This window comes from Cellulomonas edaphi, from assembly GCF_030362815.1.
GTDB lineage: Bacteria > Actinomycetota > Actinomycetes > Actinomycetales > Cellulomonadaceae > Cellulomonas > Cellulomonas edaphi.
On sequence record NZ_JAUCGR010000004.1, the window covers coordinates 1 to 15,126 of the forward strand.

The following is a 15,126-nucleotide window of genomic DNA, read 5'->3' on the forward strand; positions in this document are numbered from 1 at the left end:
CCCGGAAGCTAAGCCCCTCAGCGCCGATGGTACTGCACTCGCCAGGGTGTGGGAGAGTAGGACGCCGCCGGACATCATTCAGAAATAGCCACCCCCACGGGGGTGGCTATTTCTGTTTCCGGACAGTCGCGGTGAGCGCCGTTCTTGGCTTCCCGCTCCGCACGATGGCGGGTAGTGCCGTTCTTGGCTTTCCCCTTCGGTCGATGGTGGGTAGTGCCGTTCATGGCTTCCCGAATGTCGTGCCGAATCGAGGGCGGGCACCCGTTGACCGGTGTCGGGAGGTGGACGATCGACCGCCAACTCCCGCGGGTCAGCTGGCGCTCTCGCGCGCCGTCTCCCGGCATGTCGGCCGACACAGCCGAAGCGAGTCCCTGGCCCCGACGGTCTCCGTGCATGCTCGAGCGGGTAGTCGGCGGAAAGCGCCACGCTTTCCGCCGATCGATGCCAGGACGGGCGGCGCCCGCTCTCTCACCGGGCCGCGTCCCTCGATGGGGAGGACCTGACGATGAATCACGACATGGTCGGCCGTGTCTTTGGTGTGAAGGACGGCGATGTCGTACTGCTCACTGGTTGGGCCGCGTTGGTCGTCGGCCTGGCGTTCGGAGCGGCCGCCGTCTGGGCGCACTTCTGGTGGGCGTCTGTGCGGACGGCGCTCCTGGTCGTGCGCGCGGTCGTGGCGCTGCTACTCGAGAGAGCTGCCCTTCGGTTCGCGCGCGGCGTTCCCCGGGACGCCCAGCTGCACCCCGAGACCTGTCCAAGGGGCAGGGTGAGTCGCGAGCCATGCAGCTCGCGCGTCGCACGCAAGGGGGCCCGCGGACGCCTGTAGGCGGTCGACTGGACGCGCAGGGATCACCTGCCCACGCCTCATGGACAAATGGCGACGGGGAGTCGACACGCATCGGGGTCGCACCGCTGAGGTGGACCGCTACCCTCAGCGACATGGACAACCCGCTCGTGCCGACTGCCCTCGACGTCGTTCTGACAGTCGTCTGGCTCGCGTTCGTCGCCGGATTCATCGTGGTGGTCGTGCGGCTCGCGACCCGCGGCAGCCGGCGGCAAGTACGCGACGAGAAGGCGTGCGTGTGCGCGCACGACGCCGAGCTCCGAGGACAGTCCTGAACTCTCCTGGCCGCGGTGGCGCCACGGTGCCCGCGCCCTGGCTCGGCGCGGTGCGCTCCTCCTCAGCTCAGAACAGGTCGGGCGGCGGCGTGCTGGTCGGGGCGGTGAAGATGACCGTCCCGAGGGGCGGGATGCGCACCGACGCCGAGTAGGGCCTGCCGTAGTGCGGGTCCGGCAGGGCGTCGATCGCGCCGAGGTTGCCGACTCCCGAGCCGCCGTACATCTCCGCGTCGGAGTTGAAGGCCTCCGTCCAGCGCCCGCCGTGGGGGAGCGCGAGCCGGTAGTTCTCGTGCGGCACGCCGGCGAAGTTGACCACCACGACCGCGTCCGGGGTGTCGACGCCGTGGCGGATGTAGGCGAGCGTGTTGCGGTCGGCGTCGTCGGAGTCGATCCACTCGAAGCCCTCGGCCGTGTGGTCGAGCTGCCAGAGGGCGGGGGTCGCGCGGTAGACGGCGTTGAGGTCCCGCAGGGAGTGCAGCACGCCCTGGTGACCCGGGTCGTCGAGCGCCCACCACTCGAGCCCGTTCCCCTCGTTCCACTCGTTCTGCTGGGCGAACTCCTGCCCCATGAACAGGAGCTGCTTGCCGGGGTGGGTCCACTGGTAGGCGAGCAGGGTGCGGACGCCGGCGAGCTTCTGCCAGTGGTCTCCGGGCATGCGGCCGTACAGCGAGCCCTTGCCGTGCACCACCTCGTCGTGGCTGATGGGCAGGATGTAGCGCTCGGAGTAGGCGTAGACCATCGAGAACGTGATCTCGCCGTGGTGGTAGCGCCGGTGGACGGGCTCCTCCGCCAGGTAGCGCAGGGTGTCGTTCATCCAGCCCATGTTCCACTTGAGCCCGAAGCCGAGGCCGTTGTAGTCCGTGGGTGCCGTGACACCGGGCCACGCGGTGGACTCCTCGGCGATCATCATGGTGCCGGGGTTGCGGCGGTAGGCCGTCGCGTTCGCCTCCTGCAGGAACGAGATCGCGTCCAGGTTCTCGCGTCCGCCGTAGCGGTTGGGGCGCCACTGGCCCTCCTTGCGCGAGTAGTCCAGGTAGAGCATCGAGGCGACGGCGTCGACGCGCAGCGCGTCGACATGGAACTCCTCGAGCCAGTAGGTGGCGTTGGCGACCAGGAAGTTGCGGACCTCGGACCGGCCGAAGTTGAAGATGTACGTGCCCCAGTCGGGCTGCTCGCCCAGCAGCGGATCGGGGTGCTCGTACAGCGCGGTGCCGTCGAACTGCGCGAGCGCCCACTCGTCCTTGGGGAAGTGACCGGGGACCCAGTCGACGATGACGCCGATCCCCGCGCGGTGGAGGCAGTCGATGAGATAGCGCAGGTCGTCCGGGTGGCCGAACCGCGACGACGGCGCGTAGTACGACGTCACCTGGTAGCCCCACGACGGGCCGTACGGGTGCTCGGCCACCGGCAGGAGCTCGACGTGCGTGAAGCCGAGGTCGATCACGTACTCCGTGAGCTGGTGGGCCAGGTCCCGGTAGGAGAGCCCCGGACGCCACGAGCCCAGGTGCACCTCATAGACGCTGAGCGCCTCGGTGTGCGGGTTGCGGGTGGCCCGGGCCTGCATCCACGCGTCGTCGGACCAGGTGTAGGCCGACTCGACGACGACCGAACCCGTCGCGGGGGGCACCTCGGTGCCGCGGGCCATCGGGTCGGCCTTCTGGCGCCACGAACCGTCGGGCGCCAGGATCTCGAACTTGTAGCGCGTGCCGGCCCCGATACCGGGAACGAAGAGCTCCCACACGCCGCTGTCGCCCAGCGAGCGCATGGCGTGGGTGGCGCCCTGCCAGTAGTTGAAGTCGCCGATCACCCGGACGGCGCGCGCGTTGGGCGCCCACACCGCGAAGGAGGTGCCCTCGACGTCGCCGAGCTGCCCCGGGTACCGGCGGACGTTCGCGCCGAGCACGGTCCAGAGCTGCTCGTGGCGGCCCTCGCGGATGAGGTGCCGGTCGAGCTCCTGGACGGAGGGGAGGAAGCGGTAGGGGTCGTCGACCTCCGTCTTGGACCCGCCGTAGGTGACATCGAGGCGGTAGTCGGGGACGTCGGTGCCTGGCAGCACGGTGACCCACACGCCGTCCTGCTCGTGCGTCAGGTCGTAGGTGCCCGTGGCGGTGCGCGCGACGACCGCCTCGGCCATCGGCTTGAGGGCGCGGATGGTGACGCCGCCCTCGCCGACGTGCGGCCCGAGCACCGAGTGCGGGTCGAACCAGGCGCCGTGTGCCACGGCGCGCAGGGTGTCGGAGTCGACGGGGACCGGGGACGATGCGACCGGGCTCATCCCTCTACCCAACCACTGACGGGCCCAGCCTGCACCGGCACGCGCCGGACCGGGCGGGTGTTGCCGCACGTCGGACGCCAGATCAGGCCCCGGCTGCCCGCAGCGAACCCGGTCCAGCGAGGCGCTGCACCAGCGCCGCGCTGGACCCTAGGCTGGGCGGAACGGCCATCGGGCCGCCTGACGCGGCCGCGAACCGGTGTCCGCGTGGGCCCGGAGCGCCGCTATCATCGATGACAGCGATGTCATGCCCCGCCCCGGGGCCGACGCCGCAGTCGAGCGGGGCGCTGGCCGCCTCACCGACCGGTCCGTCATGGCGACGGACCGGATCACCGCGCGGTGCACCACGCCGCGTGCGGATCGCCACTGGAGGAGAAGCGTGATCGCCTGGCCGGACCTGCCCACCCATCACGACTGGCTGGGTCGCGAGCTCTCGAGGCTGCTGGCCTTCGGTGCGGAGCTGCCCGTGCAGGGCGGCGGCGCCGCGTGGCTCGACGACGACGGCCACCCCGACGCCACGCAGCCGGTCCAGACCTGGATCACCGCACGGACGGCGCACGTCTACTCGCTCGCGACGATGCTCGGCGTTCCCGGTGCCTCGGCCATCGCGGACGCCGCGCTCGCCGGCCTCACCGGTCCGCTGCACGACGACGACAACGGCGGCTGGTACGCCGACGCCGGGCCGGGCGCCGACGACGGCGCCAAGGCGTGCTACGACCACGCGTTCGTGGTGCTCGCCGCCTCGACGGCCACCCTCGCCGACCGGCCCGGGGCGCGCGCGCTGCTCGACGAGGCGCTCGAGACGCTGCTCACCCGATTCTGGGACGACGAGGCGGGCATGTGCGTCGACGGCTGGGACCGGGCGTTCACCACCATCGATCCCTACCGCGGGGTGAACGGCAACATGCACACGGTCGAGGCGATGCTCGCCGCCTACGACGTCACCGACGACGCCGCATGGCTCGAGCGTGCCGTGCGGATCTGCACGAACGTGGTGCGGCACGCGTCCGCCAACGAGTGGCGCATCCCCGAGCACTACGACGCCGACTGGGTGCCGCAGCCGGAGCTCAACGCCGACAAGCCGGGCGACAAGTTCAAGCCCTACGGCGCCACGATCGGCCACGGCCTCGAGTGGGCGCGCCTGCTGCTGCACGTCGAGGCGGCGGGCGGCGACGTCACCGGAGGCGGGGCCGCCGGCGCGACCGCGCTGTTCGACCGCGCCGTCGAGGACGGCTGGGCGGCGGACGGCGCACCCGGCTTCGTCTACACCACCGACTGGTCGGGCACGCCGGTGGTGCGCGACCGCATGCACTGGGTGGTGGCCGAGGCCACGGCCGCGGCGGCCGCGCTGTACCGGCGCACGGGGGAGCGACGCTTCGCGGACTCCTACCAGCAGTGGTGGGACTACGCCGAGGAGTTTGTCATCGACCGTGAGCGCGGGTCGTGGCGCCACCAGCTCGACGGCGACAACGTGCCCACCGCCACCGTCTGGCCGGGCAAGGCCGATCTGTACCACGCGGTGCAGTCGGTGCTGATCCCGCGCCTGCCTCTCGCGCCCGCGATCGGTCGCGCCGTGGCCGAGGGGCTCGTGGCATGAGCGTCCTGGTGGTGGGTGAGGCGCTCGTCGACATCGTGCGGCGCGCGGACGGCACCGTCGTCGAGCACCCCGGCGGGAGCCCCGCCAACGTCGCCCTGACGCTGGGCCGGCTCGGGCGGGCGCCGCGGCTGCTCACGTCCTTCGGTGACGACGAGCGCGGCGCCGGGATCCGCGCGTGGCTCGAGGAGTCGCACGTGGAGGTCCAGGTCGCGCCCGCCGAGCGCACCTCGACCGCGCAGGCCACCCTCGACGCGACCGGCGCGGCGACCTACGAGTTCGACCTCTCGTGGGACCTGGGCGACGTGGCCGTGCAGCCCGCGGACGTGCTGCACATCGGCTCGATCTCTGCCGTGCTGGACCCGGGCGGGCGGCAGGTGGCCGACCTCGTCGCACGCCTGCGGCCGACCGCGACGATCAGCTACGACCCGAATGCACGGCCCGCCCTGATGGGGGACCCGCGGCAGGCGGCTGCGCGCGTGCGCGAGCTCGTCGCGCTCGCGGACGTCGTCAAGGTCAGCGACGAGGACCTCGCGTGGTTCCACCCCGAGCTGGACCCGATGGACGCCGCCGCCGAGTGGCTCGCGCTCGGGCCGGCCCTCGTGGTGGTGACCACCGGCGGCGACGGGGCGATCGCCTTGCGTCCCGGGGGATCCGCGACGGTGACGGCGCCCAGGGTCGACGTCGTCGACACCGTCGGGGCGGGTGACACGTTCATGGGCGCGCTCATCGACGGTCTGGTCGGCGCCGCGGTGGCCGGTGACCGCCAGGCGCTGCGTGACCTCGACGCCGGCACCCTGGCGGACATCCTGGACCGCTGCGTGCGCGCGGCGGCGATCACGGTCTCGCGCAGCGGTGCCAACCCGCCGTGGGCGGACGAGCTGGACTAGGACATGTCAGCCCACCAGCCGGTCGAGCGCGGCCAGCGGGATGGGCAGCCATGACGGCCGGTTGCGCGACTCGTACACGGCCTCGTACAGCGTCTTGTCCAGCTCGAGCGCGCGCGTGAGCACCTCGGTGTGCTCGTCGGCCGACGCGGAGTAGCCCGAGCGCAGCGCGGCGCGTGACTCGTCGGCCCACGCCGTCGCCGCCTCGCCCGTCAGGCCGCCCACCGCCGCCGCGTAGTCGATCGAGCGGAGCAGCCCGGCGACGTCCCGCACCGCGAGGTCGGGGCGCGTGCGCTGCTCGAGGGGCGCGAGAGGCTCGCCCTCGAAGTCGGTGACGAACCAGCGGTCCTGCGCGCGCAGCACCTGGCCGAGGTGCAGGTCGCCGTGCACGCGCTGGCGCGCCGGCGTGGCCTCGAGGTGGCGCACGTCGGCCAGGACGTTCTCGACGCCCGCGGCGTAGGCCGCCAGCTGCGGGACGGCCGAGGTGGCCCAGGAGAACCGCTGCGCGATCCCGTCGGCGACGAGCGCGGGCCCGTCGGTCGCCTCCAGGCGCGGGAACGCGTGGGCCAGGGCGGTGTGCATGGTCGCGGTGACGGAGCCGAGCTCACGGGCGAGGTCGGCGAACGACTCGCCGCGCCCCGCGTAGGCGCACGCCAGCTCGAAGCCGTCCTCCGCGCCGGCGACGAACGCGCTCATCGCGCCGAGGTAGCCGCGGTGGGACACGCCGTCGGCGCTCACCCACGCGCCCTCGAGCCAAGCCAGCGGGGCGGGCACGTGCGTCCACCCCTCCTCGACCAGCCGCCGCGGCACGTCGACGTCGGGGTTCTCGCCCGGGTGCAGCGCGCGCAGCACCTTGAGGATCGCCACGTCGCCGAGAATGACGGACGTGTTCGACTGCTCGCCGGTGATCATCCGTGCGGCCGCCGGGTCGGCGTCGGTGCCCGGGCCGTCGGCCGCGTCGAGCCAGGCGCGCAGGAACCTCGGGTCGGCCGCGCCGTCCCGCACGTCCTGGCCGTCCAGGTCGCCGATGAGCTCGCCGGGACCAGGGCCGAGCACCAGCGGCACCTGCAGCAGGGCGTCGATCGAGCCGGCGCGCGCCCGCACCAGCAGGATGCGCACCGTCTCGGCGAGCGGCAGCACGCCCTCGAGCGTGAGGTCGGCCGACGCGCCCTTGGCGGGGAACCAGCGACGGGCCGGAAGCCATGGAGCGAGGACCCGCAGCAGCGCCTCGTCGAGCGCCGTGCCGGGCTGGGCGACGAGCGTCATCCGAGCTCCGGCGGCTCTTCGAGGGCGAGCCAGAAGAACTCGCGCGAGCCCAGCGTGAAGCTGGCCGTCCCGTCCTCGCTCACCGTGCCGAACCGTGCGCCGCCGAACACGTCGCGCAGCGGGCGGCCGGCCTGCTCCGGCAGCTTCACCGTGGCGTGGCGAGCCGTGGACGCCAGGTTGGCGAGCACCAGGAGCGACTCGTCCTCGGTGTGCCGGCAGAACGCCAGCACCGACTCGTTGTCGCAGTCCAGCACCTCGAAGTCGCCCATGCCGAGCGCCGGGTGCGCGCGGCGCACGCTCAGCATGCCGCGCACCCAGTGCAGCAGGCTGCTGGGCTGGGCGAGCTGGGCCTCCACGTTCGTGTGCCCGTAGTGGTAGACGAGGGACTGCACGACCGGCAGGTAGAGCTTGCCGGGGTCGGCGGTCGAGAAGCCGGCGTTGCGGTCGGGCGTCCACTGCATGGGGGTGCGGACGGCGTCACGGTCGGGCAGCCAGATGTTGTCGCCCATGCCGATCTCGTCGCCGTAGTAGAGGCAGGGGCTGCCCGGCAGGCTCAGCAGCAACGCGTGCGCGAGCTCGATCTCCTTGCGGGAGTTGTCGAGCAGCGGGGCGAGCCGGCGACGGATACCCACGTTGGCGCGCATGCGCGAGTCGGGCGCGTACCACCCGTACATCGCCGCGCGCTCCTCGGTGGAGACCATCTCGAGCGTGAGCTCGTCGTGGTTGCGCAGGAACGTGCTCCACTGGCCGCCGCGGGGGATGGCGGGCGTGTCCGCCATGATGTCGACGATGGGAGCGGCGCGCTGGTCACGGATCGAGAAGAAGATGCGCGGCATCACCGGGAAGTGGAAGCACATGTGGCACTCGGGCTCCTCCTCGGTCCCGAAGTAGTGCACGACCTCCTCAGGCCACTGGTTGGCCTCCGCGAGCATGATCCGGCCCGGGTACTCCTCGTCCAGCATGGAGCGGACCTTGCGCAGGAAGGCGTGCGTCTCGGGCAGGTTCTCGCAGTTGGTGCCCTCCGCCTCGAACAGGTAGGGGACCGCGTCGAGCCGGAAGCCGTCGACGCCCAGGTTGAGCCAGAAGCGGCCGACGTCGAGCATCGCGTCGACCACGCGCGGGTTGTCGAAGTTCAGGTCGGGCTGGTGGCTGAAGAACCGGTGCCAGAAGTACTGGCGGCGCACCGGGTCGAAGGTCCAGTTGGAGGTCTCGGTGTCGACGAAGATGATGCGCGCGTCCTGGTAGCGCGTGTTCTCGTCGGACCACACGTAGAAGTCCCCGTACGGCCCCTCGGGGTCGGACCGCGAGGCTTGGAACCAGGGGTGCTGGTCGCTGGTGTGGTTCATCACCAGGTCGACGACCAGGCGCATGCCGCGGGCGTGCGCCTCCTCGATCAGCTCGGTGAAGTCGGCGATCGTGCCGTACTGCGCGGCGATGGCCGTGTAGTCCGCCACGTCGTAGCCGCCGTCCCGCAGCGGGCTCGGGTAGAACGGCGGCAGCCACAGGCAGTCGATGCCCAGCCACTGCAGGTAGTCGAGGCGGTTGATGAGCCCGCGCAGGTCGCCGCTGCCGTGCCCCGACGAGTCGGAGAAGCACCGCAGCATGACCTCGTAGAAGACGGCCTTGCGGTACCAGTCGGGGTCGTCCGACAGCCCGCTGGCGCCGACCGGCGGCACCTGGGGCTGGCGGCTGGGCGGCAGCGTGATCTGCGCGGTCGTGGGCGCAGGCTCGCGCACGCGGGGCAGCGACGAGGTCCGGGCCTCGGGCTCGATGGTCACGGCGTCTCCAGCGAGAGGATGTGGGCGGGGCGGACGGCGGGGTCGAGTCGGACGAACGCCGACGAGCCCCACGTCCACTCCTCGTGCGTCAGCAGGTCGCGAGCCGTGACCTGCTCCGGCAGGCCGAGCGCGGCGAGGTCGATCTCGACCGTGCCCTCGCGAGCGTTCCACGGGTCGAGGTTCACCACGACGAGCACGGTGTCCGCCCGACCCGTCGGCGAGTGCTGGGCGTCCAGGTGCTTGGAGAAGGCCACGGTCGCGTCGTCGCTGGTGGGGTGCACGCGCAGGTTGCGCAGCTGGCGCAGCGCCGGGTGGCCGCGGCGGATGGCGTTGAGGTTGCCGAGCAGCAGCGCGATGCCGAGGTGCTCGGCCTGGGACCAGTCGCGCGGCTTGAACTCGTACTTCTCGTTGTCGATCTGCTCCTCGACGCCGGGCCGCGGCACGTTCTCGACCAGCTCGTAGCCGGAGTAGATGCCCCAGGTGGGGCTGCCGGTCGCCGCCAGCACGGCACGCACGGCGAAGCCCGGCCCGCCCGAGGCCTGCAGGTAGGGCGGCAGGATGTCGTGCGTCGTCGGCCAGAAGCTGGGCCGCATCCACGCGCCCTGGTCGCCCGAGACCTCGGCCAGGTACTCTTCGAGCTCCTCCTTGGTGTTCCGCCAGGTGAAGTACGTGTACGACTGGTGGAAGCCGACCTTGGCGAGCGTCGCCATCATCGCGGGACGCGTGAACGCCTCGGACAGGAAGATGACCTCGGGGTGGTCCTTGCGGACGTCGGCGAGCAGCCACTGCCAGAAGTCGAGCGGCTTGGTGTGCGGGTTGTCGACGCGGAACAGCGTGACGCCGTGGTCGATCCACACCTGCAGCACGCGCCGGATCTCGGTCGCGATGCCGACCGGGTCGTTGTCGAAGTTCAGGGGGTAGATGTCCTGGTACTTCTTCGGCGGGTTCTCCGCGTACGCGATGCTGCCGTCCGCGCGCGTCGTGAACCAGTCCGGGTGCTCGGTGACCCACGGGTGGTCGGGCGAGCACTGCAGCGCGATGTCGAGCGCCACCTCCAGGCGCAGCTCCCGGGCTCGCGCGACGAAGGCGTCGAAGTCGTCGAACGTGCCGAGCGTCGGCTCGATCGCGTCGTGCCCGCCGTCGGCCGAGCCGATCGCGTAGGGCGAGCCCGGGTCGCCGGGCTCGGTGAGCAGCGAGTTGTTGCGGCCCTTGCGGTTGCTGGAGCCGATGGGGTGGATGGGCGTGAGGTAGACGACGTCGAAGCCCATCCCCGCGATGCGCGGCAGCTCGTCGGCGGCCGTGCGCAGCGTGCCCGACACCCATCGGCCCGTGTACTCGTCGTACCGCGCGCCGTGCGAGCGCGGGAACAGCTCGTACCACGCGCCGGCCAGGGCGAGCGGCCGGTCGACGACGAGCGGGTAGGACGGGGACGGGCTGACCAGGTCGCGCAGGGGCGTGCGAGCGAGGACGTCGCGCACGCGGTCGGCGAGGGCGACGTCGAGCCGCTCGTCCGGGGAGAGGTGGACGTCGTGCAGGGTGGAACCGGCGTCGCGCAGCACGGCGGCGTCCTCCGCCGGCACCTCGTCGCGGTCGGCGGCCCGGGCGAGCAGCAGCGCGCCCTCGGTAAGCATGAGCTCGACGTCCACGCCCGCCGCGATCTTGATGGTCGCGTCGTGCACCCAGGTGGCCCAGGGGTCCGACCAGCCCTCGACGCGGAAGGACCACAGGCCCTCGCGGTCCGGGGACAGCCTGGCCTCGTAGCGGTCGAGCCCGGGCGCGATGTCGACCATGAGGGCGTGCGAGTGGTCGCGCCCGTCCGGGTCGACGAGCACCGCGGTCGCCGCGACGGCGTCGTGGCCCTCGCGGAAGACCGTCGCGCGGACCGGGAAGGCCTCGCCCGCGACCGCCTTGGCCGGGAACCGACCGGCCTCGGCGACGGGGAAGACGTCGACGACCGGGATCCGCCCGATGGGGGCGGTGGGTGCCGCGCGTCGGGGGGCCTCGGCCGGGGCGGTCGGGGTCGCCGCTGCCGCTGCCGGGGCGTTCGGGGTCGCCGCTGCGGGGACGGTCGCCGAGACCACGGGGGAGGCGGCCGGCGTGGTCGCTGCCGCCGTCGTCGAGGTCGAGGTGGCGGGCTTGCGGCGGCCGGTCGAGCGCTGGCCGCGGCCGGGGCTCGCGGGGGTAGTCGTCACAGTCCCGAACCTATCCGCAGGCGCCCCCACCCAGCATCTGCAACGCCCCGGGGACCGGGTGCGACGACCTACGCGAGCGTGCCGGCGAGCGCCCGTCCGGTGGTCCTGCCGGTGAACAGGCAGCCGCCGAGGAAGGTGCCCTCGAGCGCCCGGTGCCCGTGGACGCCGCCGCCGCCGAAGCCCGACGCCTCACCCACGGCCCACAGCCCGGGCAGCACCTCGCCGTCCGCCCGCAGGACGCGCCCCTCGAGGTCGGTGTGCAGGCCGCCGAGGGTCTTGCGCGTGAGCACCGACAGGCGCACCGCCAGGAGGGGGCCGTGCTCGGGGTCCAGCAGGCGGTGCGGCTTCGCGACGCGGATGAGGCGGTCGACGACGTACTCGCGCGCCCGGGCGGTCGCGATGACCTGCAGGTCCTTGCCGAGGCCCGACTCGACCTGCCGGTCGCGCTCCACGATGAGCCTCTCGAGCGCGTCGCCGTCGATGCGGGCCGTACCCGTCAGCGCGTTCATCTTGGCGGCGAGCTCGTGCGGCGTGTCGGCCCACAGGAACTCGTCCGACCTCTCGGCGAACGCCTCGACCGGGCCGACCGCGCCGGGGAGCACGCGCTGCAGGAGCGCGGGGATGTCCCGGCCGGTCAGGTCCGGGTTCTGCTCGGAGCCGGAGAGGGCGAACTCGGTGCCGAGGATCGTCTTGTCGAGCACGAACCACGAGTGGTCGTCTCCCCGGGCCGTGATGTGCTGCAGGGCGCCGAGGGAGTCGAAGCCCGGGAACAGCGGCACCGGGAAGCGGTGGCCGTCGGCGTCGAGCCACAGCGACGAGGGCCCCGGCAGGATGCGGATGCCGTGCCGCGACCACACCGGAGTGTGGTCGCTGATGCCCTCGGGGTAGTGCCACATCCGGTCCTCGTGCACCACCGCGGCGCCGGCCGAGCGCGCCGCCTCGATGCCGGAGCCGTCGACGTGGTCGGGGACGCCGGACAGCATCCGGGCCGGGAGGCGGCCTGCCGAGGACGGCCACAGCGACCGGACGAGCTCGTGGTTGGCGCCGACGCCTCCGGTGGCGAGCACCACGGAGCCGGCCGCCAGCTCGAACGGGGCCACGACGTCGCGCGAGGACCGCACGGCGCGCGGCACGCCGTCGGGCGCCAGGATGTCACCGCGCACGCCCGTGACCCGGCCATCCGTGGTCCCGAGCGACGTGACCCGGTGCCGGAACCGCACGTCCACCAGGCCGGCCGCCCGTGCGTCGAGCAGCGAGCGCACGAAGGGCTCGAGGATGCCCGGACCGGTGCCCCACGTGACGTGGAACCGGGGCACCGAGTTGCCGTGGCCGTCCGCGAGGTAGCCGCCGCGCTCGGCCCACTGCACGAGCGGGAACCAGCGCACGCCCTTGGCGTGCAGCCACGGGCGCAGGTCGCCCGCCGCGAAGTCGACGAAGCCCTCCGCCCACGCGCGGCCCCAGCGGTCGCTGCCGTCGGTCGCGAAGTCGGCGGAGCCGAACCAGTCGGCGAGCGCGAGCTCGGCGCTGTCACGGACGTTCAGCCGGCGCTGCTCCGGCGAGTCGACCAGGAAGAGCCCACCGAACGACCAGAAGGCCTGACCGCCCAGCGACTGGGCGGGCTCGGCGTCGAGCAGGGTCACGTGGTGGCCGGCCGCGGTGAGCTCGGCGGTGGCGACCAGGCCGGCGAGGCCGGCGCCGACGACCACGACATCGTGGGGGAGCGTCATGTCGTCACGGTACGCGACTGGACGCCCGTCCAGGTAGCCCCTCCCGGGGCGGGGCGCCGTCAGGCCAGGAGGTAGACGCGCATGCTCAGCGGCTCGAGCGGCGCGACGTCGCCGGCCGCCGCGTGCAGTGCACCCCCGATCGCGGCGGCGCGCTGCTCGCCGGGGTGCTCCCAGACCGAGTCCCACGCCAGCTCCCAGCGATCGCCCGGCTTGCCGCACAGCGTCACGTCGACCGGCTCGAGCGAGCCGCTGATCACGAGCAGGACCACGTCGTCCTCCGTGGCCCGCAGCATCTGGAGCGTCCGGATCGACGGATCGTGCCAGCGCGCGTGGTCGAAGGCGGTGCCCGTCGCGTCGAACCACGACAGGTCGGGCCTGCCGCCCGGCGTCACCGGCCGCCCCGTGTAGAAGCGGGGCGAGCGCAGCGCCGGGTGGTCGCGGCGCAGCGCCAGGAGGAAGCGTGCCGTCGCCAGCAGGTCCTCGCGCCGCGCGCTCAGGTCCCAGCTCATCCACGAGATCTCGTTGTCCTGGCAGTACGCGTTGTTGTTGCCGCGCTGGGTGCGGCCCATCTCGTCGCCGGCCGTGATCATGGGCGTGCCGGCCGACAGCGCCAGGGTGGCGAACAAGTTGCGGATCGACCGGCGCCGCAGCGGCGCGATGTCGGCCGCAGGGGAGTCCGGGTTCACGGGCCCCTCGACGCCGTGGTTCCACGAGCGGTTGTCGTCGCTCCCGTCGCGGTTGTTCTCGCCGTTGTCGGCGTTGTGCTTGTGGTCGTACGACACGAGGTCGGCGAGTGTGAAGCCGTCGTGGGCGGTCACGAAGTTCACCGACGCGACCGGCCCGCGCACCAGCGGCGGGTCGCTGAAGCCGAACAGGTCGACCGAGCCGGAGAGCCGCGTCGCGAGGTCGCGCACGCGGTGCCCGGGCAGGCCGTGGGCGGCGCGCGCCAGGTCGGCCAGCCAGAAGGAGCGGGTCGCGTTGCGGAACCGGTCGTTCCACTCGGCGAACGGCAGCGGGAACTGCCCCGTGCGCCAGCCGCCCGGCCCGACGTCCCAGGGCTCCGCGATGAACTTCAGCCCGTCGAGGCTCGGTGAGGCCGCGGCCGCGACGAGCAGCGGGTGGCTCGGGGTGAAGCCGTCCGCGTCGCGCGCGAGGGTCACGGCCAGGTCGAACCGGAAACCGTCCACCCCCACCACGGTCGCCCAGTAGCGCAGCGAGTCCAGCGTCATCCGGACCACGGGGGCACGCCGGAAGTCGAGCGTGTTGCCCGTGCCGGTGACGTCGGCGAGCGCCGCGGGCACGCCGCCGTCGTGCACGTAGTACATGGTCGAGTCGAGCCCCCGCCACGAGACGTGCTGACCCGGCAGGCCGCCCTCGGTGGTGTGGTTGTAGACGACGTCGAGGACCACCTCGATGCCCGCCTCGTGCAGCGCGTGGACCGCCGACCGGACCTCGGCGAGCACCGCGGCCGGCCCCGCCTGCTGCGCGGCTGCCGTGGCGTACGCGGCGTGCGGCGCGAAGAAGCCGAGGGTCGAGTAGCCCCAGTAGTTGCTCAGGCCCTTCGCGACGAGGTGCGGCTCGTCCGCCGAGGCGTGGATCGGGAGGAGCTCGAGCGTCGTGACGCCGAGCCGGAGCAGGTGCTCGACCACGGCCGGGTGCGCCAGCCCCGCGTAGGTGCCCCGGTGCTCGGCCGGGACCTGCTCGTTGAGCATGGTCAGGCCGCGCACGTGCGCCTCGTAGATGACCGTGCGGTCCCACGGCATCCACGGTCGGTTGGCGGCGGGGTCGGGACCGGCGAGGTCGCGCGTGTCCACGACCACCGAGTACGGCACATGGCCCGCGGAGTCGCGCTCGTCGGCCGGCCCGTACGGGTTGCCCGTCAGGTCGTCAGCCACGACGTGCCCGTAGGTCTCGGGCCCGTACGACATCGCACCGACGTGGCCCCGGGCGTACGGGTCGACCAGGAGCTTGGCCGGGTTGTGCCGCAGCCCGGCCTCGGGGTCCCAGACGCCGTGCGCGCGGAAGCCGTAACGCTGGCCCGCGCGCACGCCGGGCACCTCGGCGGTGAACAGGCCCTGGACGGGACCGTCCAGCCGGACCCGGCGCTCGTTGCCCTCCTCGTCGAACAGGCACAGGTCCACGGCCTGGGCGTGCGTGGCGAGGACCGCGACCTCGATGCCGTCGTCCGTGACGTGGACCCCGAGCGGGAAGGGGCGGCGGCGTGCTTGGCGGGTCGTCACGGCAACATCATGGAGGACGGGCGGGCGCTGCACCGCCTCCTGCCCGGTTTC

The 15,126-nt window shown here is 72.8% G+C and carries 9 protein-coding genes and 1 rRNA gene; 4 read left to right on the plus strand and 6 right to left on the minus strand.

The features are described from left to right. Positions 1-73: ribosomal RNA gene (gene rrf / locus QRT05_RS15575) — 5S ribosomal RNA — on the plus strand; the annotation flags it as partial. Between the two features lie 866 nt (positions 74-939). After that, positions 940-1,119: a hypothetical protein gene (locus QRT05_RS13615; protein WP_289447871.1), complete on the plus strand. Its 180-nt coding sequence runs from the start codon at positions 940-942 to the stop codon at positions 1,117-1,119. 67 nt (positions 1,120-1,186) lie between these two features. Here the strand turns inward: QRT05_RS13615 and glgB are convergent, their stop codons facing one another. Beyond that, positions 1,187-3,394 carry a 1,4-alpha-glucan branching protein GlgB gene (gene glgB / locus QRT05_RS13620; RefSeq protein WP_289447872.1) on the minus strand — a complete coding sequence of 736 codons (2,208 nt, stop codon included), beginning with the start codon at positions 3,392-3,394 and terminating at the stop codon, positions 1,187-1,189. 376 nt (positions 3,395-3,770) lie between these two features. On the opposite strand from glgB, the gene QRT05_RS13625 reads away from it, so the two are divergent. Continuing rightward, positions 3,771-4,988 carry an AGE family epimerase/isomerase gene (locus QRT05_RS13625; RefSeq protein ID WP_289447873.1) on the plus strand — a complete coding sequence of 406 codons (1,218 nt, stop codon included), beginning with the start codon at positions 3,771-3,773 and terminating at the stop codon, positions 4,986-4,988. Then, the gene (locus QRT05_RS13630) at positions 4,985-5,875 is read left to right on the plus strand and encodes a carbohydrate kinase family protein (RefSeq protein ID WP_289447874.1); all 891 of its coding nucleotides are present in this window, start codon (positions 4,985-4,987) and stop codon (positions 5,873-5,875) included. Before QRT05_RS13625 ends, QRT05_RS13630 begins: the two co-directional genes overlap by 4 nt. Before the next feature lie 6 nt (positions 5,876-5,881). Here the strand turns inward: QRT05_RS13630 and QRT05_RS13635 are convergent, their stop codons facing one another. From QRT05_RS13635 to glgX, 5 genes are all read right to left on the minus strand, one after another. Beyond that, on the minus strand, positions 5,882-7,138 hold the full coding sequence (locus QRT05_RS13635; RefSeq protein ID WP_289447875.1) for a maltokinase N-terminal cap-like domain-containing protein: 1,257 nt from the start codon (positions 7,136-7,138) through the stop codon (positions 5,882-5,884). Continuing rightward, positions 7,135-8,916: a maltose alpha-D-glucosyltransferase gene (treS, locus tag QRT05_RS13640; RefSeq protein WP_407650353.1), complete on the minus strand. Its 1,782-nt coding sequence runs from the start codon at positions 8,914-8,916 to the stop codon at positions 7,135-7,137. Before treS ends, QRT05_RS13635 begins: the two co-directional genes overlap by 4 nt. After that, positions 8,913-10,997 (minus strand): alpha-1,4-glucan--maltose-1-phosphate maltosyltransferase, encoded by a 2,085-nt coding sequence (locus tag QRT05_RS13645; protein WP_407650368.1) that lies wholly within the window; start codon positions 10,995-10,997, stop codon positions 8,913-8,915. The genes treS and QRT05_RS13645 overlap by 4 nt, the downstream gene beginning before the upstream one ends. A gap of 179 nt (positions 10,998-11,176) precedes the next feature. After that, positions 11,177-12,835, minus strand: coding sequence for an FAD-binding dehydrogenase (locus tag QRT05_RS13650; protein ID WP_289447876.1), 1,659 nt, complete (start codon positions 12,833-12,835; stop codon positions 11,177-11,179). A gap of 59 nt (positions 12,836-12,894) precedes the next feature. Further along, complete coding sequence (glgX, locus tag QRT05_RS13655; RefSeq protein ID WP_289447877.1) at positions 12,895-15,075, minus strand: glycogen debranching protein GlgX; 2,181 nt, start codon at positions 15,073-15,075, stop codon at positions 12,895-12,897. Positions 15,076-15,126: the final 51 nt, after the last annotated feature.

Coding starts and splice junctions, on each gene's coding strand:
- QRT05_RS13615 (WP_289447871.1), top strand. CDS start 940: ATGGACAACCCGCTCGTGCCGACTGCCCTCGACGTCGTTCTGACAGTC.
- glgB (WP_289447872.1), bottom strand. CDS start 3,394: ATGAGCCCGGTCGCATCGTCCCCGGTCCCCGTCGACTCCGACACCCTG.
- QRT05_RS13630 (WP_289447874.1), top strand. CDS start 4,985: ATGAGCGTCCTGGTGGTGGGTGAGGCGCTCGTCGACATCGTGCGGCGC.
- QRT05_RS13635 (WP_289447875.1), bottom strand. CDS start 7,138: ATGACGCTCGTCGCCCAGCCCGGCACGGCGCTCGACGAGGCGCTGCTG.
- QRT05_RS13650 (WP_289447876.1), bottom strand. CDS start 12,835: ATGACGCTCCCCCACGATGTCGTGGTCGTCGGCGCCGGCCTCGCCGGC.